Source organism: Brevundimonas faecalis (genome assembly GCF_040549405.1).
Lineage (GTDB): Bacteria > Pseudomonadota > Alphaproteobacteria > Caulobacterales > Caulobacteraceae > Brevundimonas > Brevundimonas faecalis.
Map to the genome: position 1 here is coordinate 241,457 of NZ_JBEPTF010000001.1, position 14,845 is coordinate 256,301.

13 protein-coding genes are annotated in these 14,845 nt (G+C 66.8%); 5 read left to right on the forward strand and 8 right to left on the reverse strand.

What is annotated here, in order from left to right; translation table 11 throughout:
- Positions 1 to 65: 65 nt before the first annotated feature.
- The 4 genes from ABIE19_RS01060 to argB form a co-directional block, all read right to left on the reverse strand.
- Complete coding sequence (locus ABIE19_RS01060) at positions 66 to 2,180, reverse strand: S8 family peptidase (RefSeq protein WP_354088567.1); 2,115 nt, start codon at positions 2,178 to 2,180, stop codon at positions 66 to 68.
- A gap of 288 nt (positions 2,181 to 2,468) precedes the next feature.
- Positions 2,469 to 3,338, reverse strand: a complete 870-nt coding sequence (gene dapD, locus ABIE19_RS01065) for a 2,3,4,5-tetrahydropyridine-2,6-dicarboxylate N-succinyltransferase (protein WP_354087259.1) — start codon at positions 3,336 to 3,338, stop codon at positions 2,469 to 2,471.
- The gene (locus ABIE19_RS01070; RefSeq protein ID WP_354087260.1) at positions 3,335 to 4,045 is read right to left on the reverse strand and encodes a pyrimidine 5'-nucleotidase; all 711 of its coding nucleotides are present in this window, start codon (positions 4,043 to 4,045) and stop codon (positions 3,335 to 3,337) included. Before ABIE19_RS01070 ends, dapD begins: the two co-directional genes overlap by 4 nt.
- Entirely contained in the window at positions 4,042 to 4,971 is a 930-nt protein-coding gene (gene argB, locus ABIE19_RS01075; RefSeq protein ID WP_354087261.1) for an acetylglutamate kinase, read from the reverse strand. Before argB ends, ABIE19_RS01070 begins: the two co-directional genes overlap by 4 nt.
- 117 nt (positions 4,972 to 5,088) lie before the next feature.
- On the opposite strand from argB, the gene ABIE19_RS01080 reads away from it, so the two are divergent.
- From ABIE19_RS01080 to ABIE19_RS01090, 3 genes are all read left to right on the forward strand, one after another.
- On the forward strand, positions 5,089 to 7,305 hold the full coding sequence (locus ABIE19_RS01080; RefSeq protein WP_354087262.1) for an AGE family epimerase/isomerase: 2,217 nt from the start codon (positions 5,089 to 5,091) through the stop codon (positions 7,303 to 7,305).
- Positions 7,306 to 7,520: 215 nt separating this feature from the next.
- Positions 7,521 to 8,684, forward strand: coding sequence for an outer membrane beta-barrel protein (locus tag ABIE19_RS01085; protein WP_354087263.1), 1,164 nt, complete (start codon positions 7,521 to 7,523; stop codon positions 8,682 to 8,684).
- A 220-nt stretch (positions 8,685 to 8,904) separates the two neighbouring features.
- Entirely contained in the window at positions 8,905 to 10,221 is a 1,317-nt protein-coding gene (locus ABIE19_RS01090; RefSeq protein WP_354087264.1) for a UDP-glucose dehydrogenase family protein, read from the forward strand.
- A gap of 76 nt (positions 10,222 to 10,297) precedes the next feature.
- Here ABIE19_RS01090 and ABIE19_RS01095 read toward each other — a convergent pair whose 3' ends face one another.
- A complete protein-coding gene (locus ABIE19_RS01095; RefSeq protein ID WP_354087265.1) occupies positions 10,298 to 10,972 on the reverse strand; it encodes a YiaD family glycine zipper/OmpA-like lipoprotein in 675 nt (224 codons plus the stop codon).
- Positions 10,973 to 11,176: 204 nt separating this feature from the next.
- On the opposite strand from ABIE19_RS01095, the gene ABIE19_RS01100 reads away from it, so the two are divergent.
- Positions 11,177 to 11,596 (forward strand): Hsp20 family protein, encoded by a 420-nt coding sequence (locus tag ABIE19_RS01100; RefSeq protein WP_354087266.1) that lies wholly within the window; start codon positions 11,177 to 11,179, stop codon positions 11,594 to 11,596.
- Between the two features lie 61 nt (positions 11,597 to 11,657).
- Positions 11,658 to 11,909 (forward strand): DUF1150 family protein, encoded by a 252-nt coding sequence (locus ABIE19_RS01105; protein ID WP_354087267.1) that lies wholly within the window; start codon positions 11,658 to 11,660, stop codon positions 11,907 to 11,909.
- A gap of 147 nt (positions 11,910 to 12,056) precedes the next feature.
- Here ABIE19_RS01105 and ABIE19_RS01110 read toward each other — a convergent pair whose 3' ends face one another.
- The 3 genes from ABIE19_RS01110 to rpoN form a co-directional block, all read right to left on the reverse strand.
- Positions 12,057 to 12,521, reverse strand: a complete 465-nt coding sequence (locus ABIE19_RS01110; RefSeq protein ID WP_354087268.1) for a PTS sugar transporter subunit IIA — start codon at positions 12,519 to 12,521, stop codon at positions 12,057 to 12,059.
- A 78-nt stretch (positions 12,522 to 12,599) separates the two neighbouring features.
- Entirely contained in the window at positions 12,600 to 13,250 is a 651-nt protein-coding gene (gene hpf, locus ABIE19_RS01115; protein WP_354087269.1) for a ribosome hibernation-promoting factor, HPF/YfiA family, read from the reverse strand.
- A 77-nt stretch (positions 13,251 to 13,327) separates the two neighbouring features.
- Entirely contained in the window at positions 13,328 to 14,845 is a 1,518-nt protein-coding gene (rpoN, locus tag ABIE19_RS01120) for an RNA polymerase factor sigma-54 (protein ID WP_354087270.1), read from the reverse strand.

Consider the following 14,845-nt stretch of genomic DNA (forward strand, 5'->3'; position numbering starts at 1 on the left):
GACCGCCCGGCCTTGAACGTTGCCCACTGTCGCTATTTTCGCCGGCATGATCCGTTAGCTGCACGTTAGAAGCCGCGTCGCCAGCTGCCCAGTAGGGCGTAGCCGGTCGGGGCGCCCGCGCGGTGCTGTTCATCGCGACTGGCGACCGCTTCCAACTGCAGCATCGACCCGCCGGGCAGGGGATGCAGGCTGCGGACGGAGAAGTCGATCTGACGGCCGGAGGGGCTGGCCGAGAAGCGGCGCTGTGAGAAGGTGACGGGGTCGAAATAGTCCAAGGGCACATCGGCCAGGACGGCGCTGAAGGTGCCGCTCTCGATCCGCAGGGGCTGGGAGATTTCCCAGGTCAGGCGGCTGCAGCCGAACGCCCACGACGGACAGTCGGATTGCAGGGCCATGCGCCAGGTCGAGCTGATCGCGGCGCTGGACAGGTTCAGGAAGCGGCCCTCGATCTCGGTGCGGCCGAAACCGGCTTCGCCGCTCAGCACCAGTCCGCCGCCCAGCGACAGGTCGCCGCCGAAGGCCGCGAAACGGGTGCGCGACGGCATGGCGAAGTCCGAACGGGTCGGCATATAGGCGCCCAGAGGCCCCATCTTCTCGTCCAGCGAACCCAGGCTGAAGGACAGGCCGCCGCGCTCGCCGCGCCAGTCCAGCGCCGCGCGGGCGTAGGACGACACATCCTGCTCGACCGAGCGCAGGGGCGCGCGGCGGTCGCCCGCCCCGGTTTCGGCGCTGAAGACCAGGGGGCCGAAGCCCAGGCCCTTGAAGGTCACGGCCCCGCGCACGGCATGGTCGGCCTGGGCCAGGGCGGCGAAGCCGTCGCCGGAACCGGTGCGGAAGGGCGAGCGCGCCCCGCCGCGCCCCTGCCAGGCGGAGAAGGCCATGCGGCCGGCGGTGACGTCGAACAGGGCCTCCTGCTTCATCTCGTCGCCCAGCCAGGGGGCGTCGAAGGGGGTGTAGCGGTTCAGGATCGGCTCGGGCGTCTCCACCGGCACGGCGGCGGCCAGGGACAGGCGCGCACCGCCGGGACCGTCCATCGACACCTGCGACTGGCGCATGGGCGTCGGGTTCTCGGGTTGATAGCTGCGACGCGGGGCCATGCGCCAGGCCGCGCCCATGTCGATGCGGAACAGGCGTTCGTATTCATCATAGCCGATGGTGCTCAGCATCCCCGTGCGGCCCATGGCGTCGCCGAACGGGCCGCCGACATAGGCGCCGGGTTCGATGGCGACGTTCACCGCCTGTCCCGCCGCCATGGGCGAAGAGGTGGCGCCGACGGGCTGGAAGGCCCGGGCGATGTCGAGCGCGCCACGACCGTAGACGGTGTCCGTCCCCGTGGCGCCCAGGTCCGAACCGGTGCGCAACAGAATCTCCACCGCCTGCTTGCCGGTCAGGTTGGGGAAGGCCTCCAGCAACAGGGCCAGGGCGCCGGCGACGATGGGGGAGGCGTAGGAGGTGCCGCTGCCGGTCCAGCAACTGCTCGCTTCGCAGTTGAAGGTGAGGCCCACGCCGGCCGCGGTCAGATAGGCGCTTTGAGATACGCCGGCCTGGTTGGAGAAGTCGGCCATCTGCCGCGCCCGGTCATGGGCGCCGACGACGATGATCGAGCCGGCGAAGCGCGGATCGCTGGCGTAACGGCCCGGCCAGCTCGGATTGGCGTAGGCCTCATTGCCGGAAGCGATGGCGAAGACCACCCCGGCGTTGACGGCTCGCAGAAGGGCGGCCTCGAACAGGGAGCCCATGGGATCGTCGCCGCCGAGCGAAAGATTGATCACCCTAGCCCCGTTCTGCACGGCGTAATCCAGGGCGCGAGCCAGGTCGCTGGACTTGAAGCAGACCTTGTCGTCCGGGTCGGTGCAGTCGCTGACGTCGGCGCGGATCGACAGAACGGTCGAATTATAGGCGACGCCGATCGTGCCGTAGTTGTTGAACGGCGCGGCGAGGATGCTGGAGACGTTGGTCCCGTGCCGATCCTCGCCCTGGGGCTGGTTGCGGCCGGCGACGATGTCGGTGGATCGGGGCGAGATGTTCGCCGCCAGGTCCTGGTGATCCAGCTTGATGCCGCTGTCGACCACGCCGACCGTGATCCCTCGTCCCGTGGCGTTCGTCTGCCAGGCGCTATAGGCGCGAGAATCCGCCAGACCCCAGCTGCGTAGATACTCTGACGAGGTCTCGGAGGGGATGCCGGGCGGCGGAGGAGGAGGAGGAGGAGGAGGTGGTGGAGGCGGAGGGGGCGGTGGAGGAGGAGGCGGTGGCGGCGGCGTGACTACGCCGCCTCCGGATCCGCCCCCGCCTCCGCCCCCGCAAGCTGCGAGCGGCAGGGCCAGCAGGCCTATGACGCCGATTGAAACCGCGATGCTGCGCAGGGCTTGAACGGACATGGCTTCCTCCCGAAACCGATGGAGCCATTAGGCCGGTTTCCGCGAGGTTTACGAGCCGATTTTTCGCTGGGCCCGGAGCAGAGGAGAGGCCTAGTCGCGTAGCAGTTCGTTGACCCCGGTCTTGGCGCGGGTCTGGGCGTCGACGCGCTTGACGATGACGGCGCAGTACAGCGACGGGCCGCCATTGGGGTCGGGCAGGGCGCCCGGCACCACGACCGAATAGGCCGGAACCTCGCCGCGGAAGATCTCGCCGGTGGCGCGGTCGATGATCTTGGTCGAACCGGACAGATAGACGCCCATGGCCAGGACCGCACCCTCGCGGACGATGACGCCCTCGGCCACCTCGGCGCGGGCGCCGATGAAGCAGCCGTCCTCGATGATGGTCGGGTTGGCCTGCAGCGGCTCCAGCACGCCGCCAATGCCGGCGCCGCCCGACAGGTGGACGTTCTTGCCGATCTGGGCGCAGGAGCCGACGGTGGCCCAGGCGTCGACCATCGAGCCTTCGTCGACGAAGGCGCCGATGTTCACGAAGGAGGGCATCAGCACCACGTTCTTGGCGATATGGGCGCCGCGACGGACGACGGCGCCGGGCACCGAACGGAAGCCGGCGGCCTGATAGTCGGCGGCGCTCCAGTCGCCGAACTTGTTGGGCACCTTGTCCCAGAAGGGACCGACGGCGACCGGATGATCGGCCGACAGCGGCAGGGTCGGGGCGTGACCGGCGCGCATGATGACGTTGTCGTTCAGGCGGAAGGACAGCAGCACGGCCTTCTTCAGCCACTGGTGCGTGGTCCAGACGCCGTCCTCGCTGCGCGTGGCGACGCGGGCCTGACCGGAATCCAGCAGGGCCAGGGCGGTGTCGACGGCGTCGCGGGCCTCGCCGCGCGTGGCGGCCGAAATGTCGGCGCGAGCCTCCCAGGCGGCCTCGATCACGGATTCCAGATGGGTCAGGTCGGTCATTGCGGATCTCCGTCCAGCATGGCGGTGGTCAGGAAGGGGCCGAGGGAGGCGGCCCGGTGTCGGATGTGCTCGCCCTCGGCCATGAAGGCCTTGGGGCCGACCAGAACCGTGGTCATACCGAGGACGTGCGCCGGCTCCAGGTTCTTGGGCGTGTCCTCGAAGAAGCAGGCGGTGGTCGGATCGACGCCGAAGCGCGCCAGCATCTTCTGGAAGGTGCGCGGGTCCGGCTTGGGGATCAGGTCGGCGTCCTCCAGGGCGAAGACCCCGTCGAAGAAGGGCGTCAGCTCCAGCCGTTCCATCACGCGCCGGGCGTGGCCGATCGAGCCGTTGGTGAAGATCAGGCGCGGTCCGCTCAGCCGCTCCAGCGCCGCGTGGAGGCCAGGATCTGGCGTCAGCACGTCCAGAGGCACGTCGTGGACCTCGGCCAGGAAGTCGTGCGGGTCGATCTCATAGTGCATCATGAGACCGGCCAGGGAGGTGCCGTAGTCGTGCAGATAGCCGCGCTGCATCGCCAGGGCCTCAGCCGACTCCAGGCCCGAGGTGCGCACCACATAGTGATTGATGCGCTGTTCGACCTGCCGCAGGAACTGGGTCTCCGGCGGGTAGAGGGTGTTGTCGAGATCGAACACCCAGGACCGGACGTGGCGCAGGTCGGCGCCGATCTCGGTGGTCGCCGCCGGCAGTCGGCTCGTCGTATCTGCCGTCACTGGGCCTTCACCAAGGTGCCGGCGCCGAACTCGGTGAACAGTTCGACCAGCATGGCGTGGGGGCGACGTCCGTCCAGAATGACCACGGCCTCGACGCCCGCGCGGACGGCGGCCATGGCCGTCTCCAGCTTCGGGATCATGCCGCCGTTGGCGACGCCCGTGTCGATCAGGCCCTGGGCCTCTTCCAGGTTCATCTGGCGGATGATCTCGCCGTCCGCGCCCTTGACGCCCGGCACGTCGGTCAGCAGCAGCATCCGCTTGGCGCCCAGGGACCCGGCGACGGCGCCCGCCACCGTGTCGGCGTTGACGTTGTAGGTCATGCCGTCCTCGGCCACGCCGATGGGAGCGATGACCGGCACCCAGTCCTCGGTCTCGGAGGCGATCAGGCCCTTGATCAGCTTGGGGTCGACCTTGGTCGGCTCGCCGACGAAACCCAGATCGACCTCGTGCTCGATCATGCTGTCGGGATCGCGCTTGGTGCGCTTGGTCTTCTCGACCGTCAGCAGGCCGGCGTCCTTGCCCGACAGGCCGACGCCGCGCACGTCGGCCTCCTTGCCGGCGACAGTGATCCAGTGGGCGATCTCTTTATTGACCGCGCCGGACAGGACCATCTCGGCCACCTGCATGGTGTCCTTGTCCGTCACGCGCAGACCGTCGACGAAGGCCGACTTCACGCCCGCCTTGTCCAGCATGGCGCTGATCTGCGGGCCGCCGCCGTGGACCACCACGGGGTTCACGCCCATCAGCTTCAGCAGCACCACGTCGGCGGCGAATTGCTTGGCCACGGCGCTCTCGCCCATGGCGTGGCCGCCGTATTTGATGACCACGGTCTCGCGATCATAGACCTGAATATAGGGCAGGGCCTCGGCGAGCGTCTTCGCCGTTTCCCAGCTGCGTTCCTCGGATTGCCGTTCGGTCTCTTGCATAATACGCGCGCCATAGCCTCTGGGCACGCGGGTGTCACGGTGAAAGCCGCTCGAGCAGTACATGAAACAGGGTCTTCAAGCTTTCATCTGTCGCGCAAATAGGTCTAAGGAACGAAGATGGCGATATTTCCTGTAATCATGTGCGGTGGTTCCGGTACGAGGCTGTGGCCTGCGTCGCGCCCCTCACGTCCCAAGCAGTTCATACCGTTGGCGGGGAACCGCTCGCTGTTTCAAGAAGCTGCGCTCAGGGTTGCTTCGCTTGCCAATGGCGGGGGGCGACTGATCGTCGTGGGCGGAGTGAGCCATCGTCGCTGGATCGTGGACCAACTTGAAGCAATCGATCTCAAAGCGCAGATTCTTTTGGAGCCGGAAGCTCGAGATTCCGCTGCGGCGATGGCGGCGGCGGCGGCTTGGACCCATGCTCAGGACCCGAGCGGCGTAAATGTATTCGTGGCGTCCGATCACCACATCACCGATCATGACGCTTTCCGGCGAGCGGTGATCGAAGCCGCTTCTACGGCTCTCAAGGGGCGGATCGTCACCTTGGGGGTCAAGCCGACAGAGCCCTCGGCCGCCTACGGGTACATCCGTCCTGCGGGAAAGGGGCTCTCGGTTGTCGAAGCGTTCGTCGAAAAGCCCGACACGCGGACAGCAGCTCAATACCTTAAGGAAGGGTATTTGTGGAACAGTGGTAATTTCATTGTTTCATCAAGGATTTTAGGCCTTGAATTGGAGAAGTATGCACCTGCAGTCGCTCAATCTGTAGAGCTTTCGTTGGTGAATATCGGGGATGCATCCGTTGCTGTGCTTGGGAGTGCCTTCAGGGATGCCCCAAAGACATCGATTGACTATGCTGTTATGGAGAGGACTGAGCGCGCTTCTGTGCTTCCGGTCGATTTTCAGTGGTCCGATCTGGGGGCGTGGGACTCTGTTGCGGCCAGCGGTGAAGGCGAATTGGGCCTGCATGTCTTTGAAGACGCTGAAGGGTGTCTAGCGAGAGCGTCTGACGGCATGCTTGTAGCGGCGGTGGGCGTAAGGAACCTAGCGATCATCGCTGAACGTGATGCTGTCCTAGTGTGCGACTTGTCGCGTGCGCAGGACATTAAGAAAGTCGTAGAGCGGATACGCGAGACTTCGCCGCGCCATCTAGATTTCGCTTCATCCGTCGCCGAATCCCTGCCTCAGGGCGGCAAGCGTTTCATTGAGTGGATGAGACTTCGAGTCCTGCCTCTCTGGGCGACTGTGGGGCAGGATGCCGACGGCGCCTTCTCGGAGTTGATCTCGCAGGAGGGGCGCGCGGTGCGGGCCAACCGGCGCGCGAGGGTGCAGAGCCGCCAGATTCAAGTGTTTGCAGAAGCGGGAAGGCTTGGCTGGTCCGGGCCTTGGTCCTCCGCCGTGGAGAAGGGGGCGGCCTGCTTGTTGCGTGAGTATGTCCGCGACGATGGTCAGGTGAGCGCTCTTTTGGCTCCAGACGGAAGCGTCATCGACAATGACGCCTATGTCTATGATCAGGCTTTCTTGATGTTCGCTTTGGCCGCCGCTCATGGCGCGGGGCTCGGAGATGCAGCCGCATATGAGGCGCGGGCGGTCAGGGTGCGCGAGCTTCTGAAGGCGCGAGCGGGTTCCAATGGTGCGCTGACGGAAGCAGGAAGCCGGCCCTTCCAGTCGAACGCGCACATGCACCTGTTGGAAGCATGTCTGGCGTGGGAGGAAGTCGGCGGCGACGAGGGCTGGGAAAGCTGGAGCGATCAGCTTGTCGAGTTGGCGATTTCAACCTTCATCGACGAGGGGCGAGGGTGCCTGTACGAGTTCTTTTCTGAAGATTGGTCGAGAGCTGCTGGAAGCGACGGGCGACTCGTGGAGCCGGGGCATCAATTCGAATGGGCCTGGCTCTTGGCGCGCTTCGCGCGAAAACGCTCGAGCGCTCACGTGTTGGGGGTGGCTCGGCGTCTCTATGCGTTTGGAATGAAGGGGGTGTCCGAACGTCTGGACGTCGCCGTGGACGTTATTGAGGATTGTGGAGGGCAAAGAGGCGATCGGGCGCGCTTGTGGCCGCAAACCGAATGGCTGAAGGCCGCCTTGCTTCTGGCTGAGTTGAGCGAAGATGGAGAGCGTCAGCGTCTGTTGAGCGACGCGGCCAGAGCGATGCGCGCGCTTTGGTGGTATCTCGCTCCTGACGGCGTATGGCGGGACAAGCGATTAGGAGATCGCACCTTCGTCGATGAGCCCGCTCCTGCAAGTTCTCTGTACCATATCATGGGCGCTTTGGCGCAGCTCGTCAGTACGGATCGAGCTTTAGGATTGGGGATCGCTGAAAGCAGACCTCTCGCTTAGTTTTCGGTCTTGAGAGGCATGGCTGCATGAAGCTGCTGCTCACTCGTCGGGCGTTCATCTATCGAACTGACTGTAGCAAACCGGCCACGCATATAGAGCGGTTGTAGTGAAAAATGACGCTTCTCACTCGACCGCTTAAAGCTCGGCTGCTAGGCTTCGGTGAGATGGCGCTATTGTCATTGTCTGAATATAGCAAGCTTCGGAGGGCCGCTTTTATGCGCGTCAAGAGTTTGATCCTGGCATCTAGCGCGGCGGCGGCTCTGGCCCTGTCGGCGGGCGCCGCGTCGGCTGAGCCGGATGGTTGGTACGGCGCGATCGACGCGGGCTACCACATCATCGACGACATCAACACGGAATCGTCCACGACCGGCCATAACTGGAACTGGGAAGTGAACGACGGCTGGGCGGCTTTTGCTCGTCTGGGCTACCGGTTCAACCCGAACTGGCGTGTTGAACTGGAAGGCGGCTACCGCTCGGGCGACATCGGTCGCGTGCGCGCCTCGACGGGTCCGCAAGGCCTGTGCAACCTGACGCCGGCGACGGGTCCGTGCCACTCGCCGGAAGGCGACATCACCTCGACGACCCTGATGGCCAACGTCATCTATGACTTCGGCTCGCCGGAATGGACCTTCCGTCCGTTCGTCGGCCTGGGCGTGGGCGTGAACCGCGTCAACGTCGACACGGTCGGCCGCCTGCGTCAGACGCCGGGCGTGACCTTCACGGCCGACGACACCTCGACCAAGTTCGCCGCTCAGGCGATCGCGGGCGTGGCCTGGGCCGTTTCGGACCGCGCCAACATCGACCTGACCTACCGCTATCTGACCGGCGACGCCGCGTTCGACACCTCGGTGGCCGGCGCGGGTTCGATCCCGTTCGGCGAACTGTCGGGCGACTACGACCAGTCGCACACCGTGACCCTGGGCCTGCGCTATGCGTTCGGCGCCGAGCCGGCTGCTCCCCCGCCGCCGCCGCCCCCGCCGCCGCCCCCGCCGCCCCCGCCGCCGCCGCCCCCGCCGCCGCCTCCGCCGCCTCCGGCCAAGCCGGCCGCGCGTCAGTTCGTGGTCTACTTCGACTGGGATCGTTCGGACCTGACGGCCGAAGCCCGCTCGGTGGTGACGCAGGCCGCCAACTACGCCAAGTCGGGCGCGCCGACGCGCATCCTGGTCGTCGGTCACACCGACACCTCGGGTTCGCCGGCCTACAACCTGGGTCTGTCCAACCGTCGCTCGCGCACCGTGGCTGACGCCCTGGTCGCTCAAGGCGTCAACGGCGGCGTGATCTCGCTGGACGGCAAGGGCGAAACCGCTCCGGCCAAGGCTACCGGCGACGGCGTGCGTGAGCCGCTCAACCGCCGCGCCACCATCGACATCAACTTCTAAGATCCCAACCGGTCGGGCCAAACCCCGACCCAAGGAATCTAAGAAGGTCGATACATGATCAGGGCGGTCGATCCTTTCGGGTCGGCCGCCCTTTTCTTTTGCCCGAAGCCCCTGTCTCGCTTGAAGAAAGCGGGGTGAGAGGAGGCGAGGGGGCGGTCCTGTCTGGCAAACGTCATGCTTGGACGCTATCTCGACGGGACTGCTGCAAGAGGATGACCGCATGCGCGTCGCAATGATCGGCACCGGCTACGTCGGGCTTGTTTCCGGGGCCTGTTTCGCGGACTTCGGCCACGTCGTGACCTGTGTCGACAAGGATCCGACCAAGATCGATCAACTGAACGCCGGCCGCATGCCGATCTATGAGCCTGGGCTCGAGGACCTGGTGGCGGCCAATGTCCGCGGCGGCCGTCTGTCCTTCGCCCTGGACGGGGCGGAGGCGATTCGCACGGCGGACGCCGTCTTCATCGCTGTCGGGACGCCGTCGCGGCGCGGCGACGGCCATGCCGACCTGTCCTATGTCTATGCGGCGGCCGAGGAGATCGCCGACCTGATCCAGGGCTTCACCGTGGTGGTGACCAAGTCGACCGTCCCGGTCGGCACAGGCGACGAAATCGAGCGCATCATCCGCGCTCGCCGCCCAGACGCGGACTTCGCCGTCGTCTCCAATCCTGAATTCCTGCGCGAAGGCGCCGCCATCGGCGACTTCAAGCGCCCCGACCGTGTCGTGGTCGGCCTGGAGGACGAGCGCGCCCGGCCGGTGATGGCCGAGCTGTATCGTCCATTGAACCTGAACGAGACGCCGATCCTGTTCACCGGGAGGCGGACCTCGGAACTGATCAAGTATGCGGCCAACGCCTTCCTGGCGATGAAGATCACCTTCATCAACGAGATGGCCGACCTGTGCGAGGCCGTCGGCGCCGACGTCCAGCAGGTGGCGCGGGGCATCGGCCTGGACAACCGGATCGGCGGCAAGTTCCTGCACGCTGGCCCGGGCTACGGCGGATCCTGCTTCCCGAAGGACACCCTGGCCCTGGTGCGGACGGCGACGGACGCGGGCGCGCCTGTGCGCCTGATCGAGACCACGGTCGAGGTCAACGACGCGCGCAAGAAGGCCATGGCGGGCCGCGTGGCCGCAGCTCTGGGCGGCGACGAACTGAAGGGCAAGACGGTCGCGCTGCTGGGCCTGACCTTCAAGCCGAACACCGACGACATGCGCGACGCGCCTTCGCTGGACGTGGCGCCCGCCCTGATCGCCATGGGAGCGACGGTCCAGGCCTTCGACCCCGAAGGCATGGAGGAGGCGGCCAAGGTCCTCGACGGCGTGGTCTTCCGCGACGGCCCCTATGAGGCGGTCGAGGGTGCGGACGTGGTGGTGATCTTGACCGAATGGGACCAGTTCCGCGCCCTGGACCTGGACCGGGTGAAGCTGTTGCTGAAGCAGCCGGTCATGGTGGACCTGCGCAACGTCTATCGCCCCGACGACATGAGGGCGCGGGGCTTCCGCTACACCTCCATCGGTCGGCCGCAGCGCGCCTGACCTGGGTTCCAGACGACAAAAAAGGGCGGCGCCGTTGCAGGCGCCGCCCTTTCTTATTCGGTCCTGGATCGCTTGATCAGCCGGTGAAGGGGCGGATCAGGATCTCGACGCGGCGGTTCTGGGCCTTGCCCTGGACCGTGTCGTTCGAGGCGATCGGATTGCGCGCGCTCATGCCCGCGACATAGAGGCGTTCACGGATCACGCCGCGGTCGATCAGGTAGGAGGCGACCGAGGAGGCGCGGCGCTCCGACAGGGGCTGGTTGATGGCGTCGCCGCCCGAGGAGTCGGTGTGGCCGATGACGTCCACCATCGAGCGGTCGTATTCCTGCAGCACGCGGGCCACGTCGTCGAGGACGGGCAGGAAGCGGCCGTCCAGGTTGGACTGGTTGGTGGCGAAGGTCACGTCCGAGGGCATGCGCAGCACCAGGTTGTCGCCTTGGCGGGCCACGCCGACGCCGGTGCCGGACAGTTCGGCCTCAAGCGCGCGTTGCTGACGGTCCATGTACTGACCCACGCCTGCGCCGGCCAGGGCGCCGATGCCGGCGCCGATCAGGGCGTTCTTGCGGCCCTGTTCGCCGCTGGAGGTGTTGGTCAGATAGCCCAGCAGGGCGCCGCCCAGGGCGCCGGCGATAGCGCCCGTGCCGGTGTTGTTGCGGGTCGGGGTCGAGCTGTAGGGATCGGTCGTGGTGCAGGCGGCGGCGCCCAGAAGGGCGGCGATGCTGACGCCGACGAGGGGAAGCTTGGCGCGCATGGATTCTTCCTTTGCGGTTTGGAACGGCATTGCCGCGTGAACGTGGGGCTACAGTGAAGGTTCCAACCTGTATCAAAGCTGAACGCCGCCGCGTCCAGCCTCAAGGTTGACCCCGAGGGCGGCCGTGACCATGTGTTGCAAACGGCCGCGCGGCCTCGCCTTGCAGGGGGGAAGCGGACGGTCGGGTCGCTTTTGCGAGGACCGATGACGACGCGAACCATATTGTTCGACAGCCCCTTCCTGTTGGGCTTCGACCACACCCGAGCCCTGATCGACCGCGCGGCCAAGGCCGCGGCCGAGAGCTACCCGCCCTATAATGTGGAGCAACTGGGCGAGAGTGCGGTGCGCATCAGCCTGGCGGTCGCCGGTTTTTCGCCCGATGACCTGGCCATCACCCTGGAAGGGCGGCAACTGACCATAGCGGGCAAGCGCGAGGACGCGGGCAGGGCGGAACAGGCCTTCCTGCATCGCGGCATCGCGGCGCGCGGCTTCGTCCGCAGCTTCGTCCTGGCGGACGGGCTGGAGGTTCAGGGCGCGAGGCTGGAGCACGGCCTGCTGCACGTCGACCTGGTGCGGCCGGAACAGGACCGGCTGGTGCGGCGCATTCCCATTACGGCGGGCTGATTTCGGCCGCCGAACCGTCCGGGGCTTCCGGGCGTTCAGTCTAGCGTAAGGAGGCGGTCTTATGACGCCGATGATGACCAAGAAGGAACTGGCCGGCCTGGGGACGCCGGATCTCGTCTATGTGCGCGCCATACGCGCCCATGAAGTCCTGCAGGACGCCCGCGTTGAGGCGCCGGACTTCGACCTGGACCCCGAACAGATTCTCTATGCGGTGCACGGCGCCGACGGCGAGCGGCTGGCGGTCATGATGGATCGCGAGACGGCCTTCGCCGCTGCGACCGCCCACGAACTGGCGCCCGTCTCGGTGCATTGATCGTCTTCTGGAGAGGCTATCGGCCAGTCGGCCTACTTGATCTCTTTTTGGGGCTAACGGCCGTTCGGCCTACTTGAGCCGCTTTGAGGGGCCATCGGCCGTTCAGCCTGCTTGCGCCCCTCTTGAGAAGGCTGTCGCCCGACCCTTTCAGGCGGCGGTGGCCGGGGCGTCCTTGACGAAGAGGGCGCGGACGGCGTCGACCGTGCGGGCCTGGCGCAGGCGCTCGCGCAGTTCCGGCGAGCGCATGGCGCGCGACACGGCGGCCAGGGCGCGCAGGTGCTCCGCGCCCGCTTCCGGCGGGGCGAAGAGGGCGAACATCAGATCGACCGGCCGGTCGTCCAGCGCTTCATAGGCGACCGGCGATTCCAGGCGCACGAAGACGGCGCAGACGCGATCCAGTCCCTTGACCCGCGCATGGGGCACGGCGACGCCCGAGCCCAGGCCGGTGGAGCCCAGGGCTTCGCGCTCCAGCAGAGCTTCCAGGACGCGATCCTCATCCAGGTTCAGGGCGTTTGACGCCGTTTCGGCGACGGCGTGAAGCGCCTGTCGCTTGGACGAGACGCCGCCGCGCAGGACGATTCCGCCCGACGACAACAAATCAGCGATGTCCATGATGATCCCGAACTCGTACCCGACATGAGCGTGAGGGCGAGCGCCTTCTAGCGCCTTCGCCCTCCGCTTGAAAGCCCTCTAGGATCCGGCGCCGTTGAGACGGGACTTGCCCGTCCGCTCGGGGTCGATCCAGCCGACGTTGCCGTCAGGGCGACGATAGACGACCGACAGGCCGCCGTGCCCGGCGTTGCGGAACATGACGAGCGGATAGCCGGTCATGTCCAGTTCCAGCACGGCGCGCCCGACCGTCAGGGTGCGAATCTCCGATTCGGTCTCGGCGATGACCATGCCCACGGGGGGCGGTTCGTCCGGAGCCCCGGCGTCGCCGAAGGCGTCGTCCTCGACCAATTCGGGACTGCGGAAGATGGTCAGGGCCGCGATCTCGCGGGCCGCGTCCTCGGTCTTTTCGGGCGAGAGGCCCTTGGGTCCGATGTGGTGGTCCTTCAGGCGACGCTTGTAGCGACGGACGCGCTTTTCAAGCTTGTCCAGGCTGTCCGAAAAACCGGCGTGGGCGTCGCCGCCGAAACCCGTGGTCACAAGGCTCTGGCCCGAAGCCAGACGCACCCAGCAATCGACGCGGAAGCCGTGACGGTCCTTGGACACCACGACCTCGGCGTTTTCGCCGCCGCGGGCGAAATACTTGCCGACTCCCTCTTCGAGTTCCTGGGAGATGCGCGAGCTTAGCGCTTCGCCGACATCCACATGCTTGCCGCTGACTTGGATCTGCATATGGATAGAACGCGACGACTTCGGTTTGGTGTCAACGCCGATCACCGATTTGTGGTGACGCTTGCAACAGGACGTGATCAGCCGGTCTTCAGCAGGCGCCGACGCTGGACGGACGACGGAATTCGCAAGGCTTCCCGGTACTTGGCGACAGTGCGGCGCGCGATGTCGATGCCGGCCTCGTTCAGGATCTCGACGATCCGGTCGTCGCTGAGGACGTCGCCGCCCGTGGTTTCGGCGTCGATCATGGTCTTGATGCGGTGACGCACCGCCTCGGCCGAATGGAGGGCGCCGCCTTCGGAGGACTGGATGGCGGCGGTGAAGAAGAATTTCAGCTCGAACACCCCGCGCGGCGTCGCGATGTACTTGTTCGAGGTCACGCGGCTGACGGTCGATTCGTGCATCTCGATCGCCTCGGCGACCTGCTTCAGGGTCAGGGGGCGCAGGAACTCGACGCCGAAGGCCAGGAAGGCGTCCTGCTGGCGCACGATCTCGGAGGCGACCTTCAGGATGGTCCGGGCGCGCTGGTCCAGGGACTTGACCAGCCAGCTGGCCTGGGCGGCGCATTCGGCGACGAAGGTCTTTTCCGTATCGGATCGGGCGCCGGCGGCGACCACGCCGTGATAGCGCTTGTCGACCAGCAGGCGGGGCAGGGTGTCGGCGTTCAGTTCGACTCGCCAGCCGCCGGCCGGGTCGGGTCGGACATGGACGTCGGGCACGACCGTCTGGGCCGGTTCGCCGCCGAAGCCCGCGCCGGGACGCGGCGTCAGGGCCTTCAGCTCGGCGATCATGTCCGACAGGTCCTCGGCGTCCACGCCGCAGACGCGACGCAGGGCCGCCAGGTCGCGGCGGGCCAGAAGCTCCAGATTGTCCAGCAGGGCTTCCATGGCCGGGTCGAAGCGGTTCCGCTCGATCAGCTGCAGCTTCAGACATTCCGGCGCCGAGCGGGCCATGACCCCGGTCGGCTCGAAGCCGTGGCAGACGGTCAGCACGGCCTCGATCCGCGCCAGGTCGACGCCCAGGCGGTCGGCGATCTCTTGTAACTCGCCGCGCAGATAGCCGCCCTCGTCCGTGGCGTCGATCAGGGTCAGGGCGATGGCGTGGTCGGCGGCGCTGAAGCCGGCCGAAGAGGCCTGGGCCTGAAGGTGCTCCCACAGGGTCAGTTCGTGGGTGTCGGGCCGCTCCAGCCCCTCGCTGTCCAGGCCGCCGCCGTTTCCGGCGCAGGACCAGTCGGACAGGCCCGGTTGCTCGCCCGCCTCGCCGGCGTCGCGTCTGCGGTCGGCGTCGCGCTCGCCGGGCGGGGCGTCGTCATAGAGGTCGTCGGCCCGCGCATCCATGGCCTGCTCGGCTTCGCCGGAGGGTTCGGTGAACTGAAGCTCGCCCGCCTCGCCGGAGGTCGCGGTTTCGGTCGGCGCGTCCTGGGCGTCGCCGCCCGGCTCGCCCTCGTCGCGCTGGAGCAGGGGGTTGCGTTCCAGTTCGCCCTCGACGAAGGCCTCAAGCTCAAGGTTCGACAGTTGCAGCAGCTTGATCGCCTGCTGCAGCTGGGGCGTGATGACCAGCCCCTGCCCCTGCCTGACCTCCAGCCTCTGACCGATCAC

Excerpts from the sequence above, each read along its gene's own strand:
- dapD (WP_354087259.1), bottom strand. The coding sequence starts at position 3,338 with ATGACCGACCTGACCCATCTGGAATCCGTGATCGAGGCCGCCTGGGAG.
- argB (WP_354087261.1), bottom strand. The coding sequence starts at position 4,971 with ATGCAAGAGACCGAACGGCAATCCGAGGAACGCAGCTGGGAAACGGCG.
- ABIE19_RS01080 (WP_354087262.1), top strand. The coding sequence starts at position 5,089 with ATGGCGATATTTCCTGTAATCATGTGCGGTGGTTCCGGTACGAGGCTG.
- ABIE19_RS01085 (WP_354087263.1), top strand. The coding sequence starts at position 7,521 with ATGCGCGTCAAGAGTTTGATCCTGGCATCTAGCGCGGCGGCGGCTCTG.
- ABIE19_RS01090 (WP_354087264.1), top strand. The coding sequence starts at position 8,905 with ATGCGCGTCGCAATGATCGGCACCGGCTACGTCGGGCTTGTTTCCGGG.
- ABIE19_RS01095 (WP_354087265.1), bottom strand. The coding sequence starts at position 10,972 with ATGCGCGCCAAGCTTCCCCTCGTCGGCGTCAGCATCGCCGCCCTTCTG.
- ABIE19_RS01100 (WP_354087266.1), top strand. The coding sequence starts at position 11,177 with ATGACGACGCGAACCATATTGTTCGACAGCCCCTTCCTGTTGGGCTTC.
- ABIE19_RS01105 (WP_354087267.1), top strand. The coding sequence starts at position 11,658 with ATGACGCCGATGATGACCAAGAAGGAACTGGCCGGCCTGGGGACGCCG.
- ABIE19_RS01110 (WP_354087268.1), bottom strand. The coding sequence starts at position 12,521 with ATGGACATCGCTGATTTGTTGTCGTCGGGCGGAATCGTCCTGCGCGGC.
- hpf (WP_354087269.1), bottom strand. The coding sequence starts at position 13,250 with ATGCAGATCCAAGTCAGCGGCAAGCATGTGGATGTCGGCGAAGCGCTA.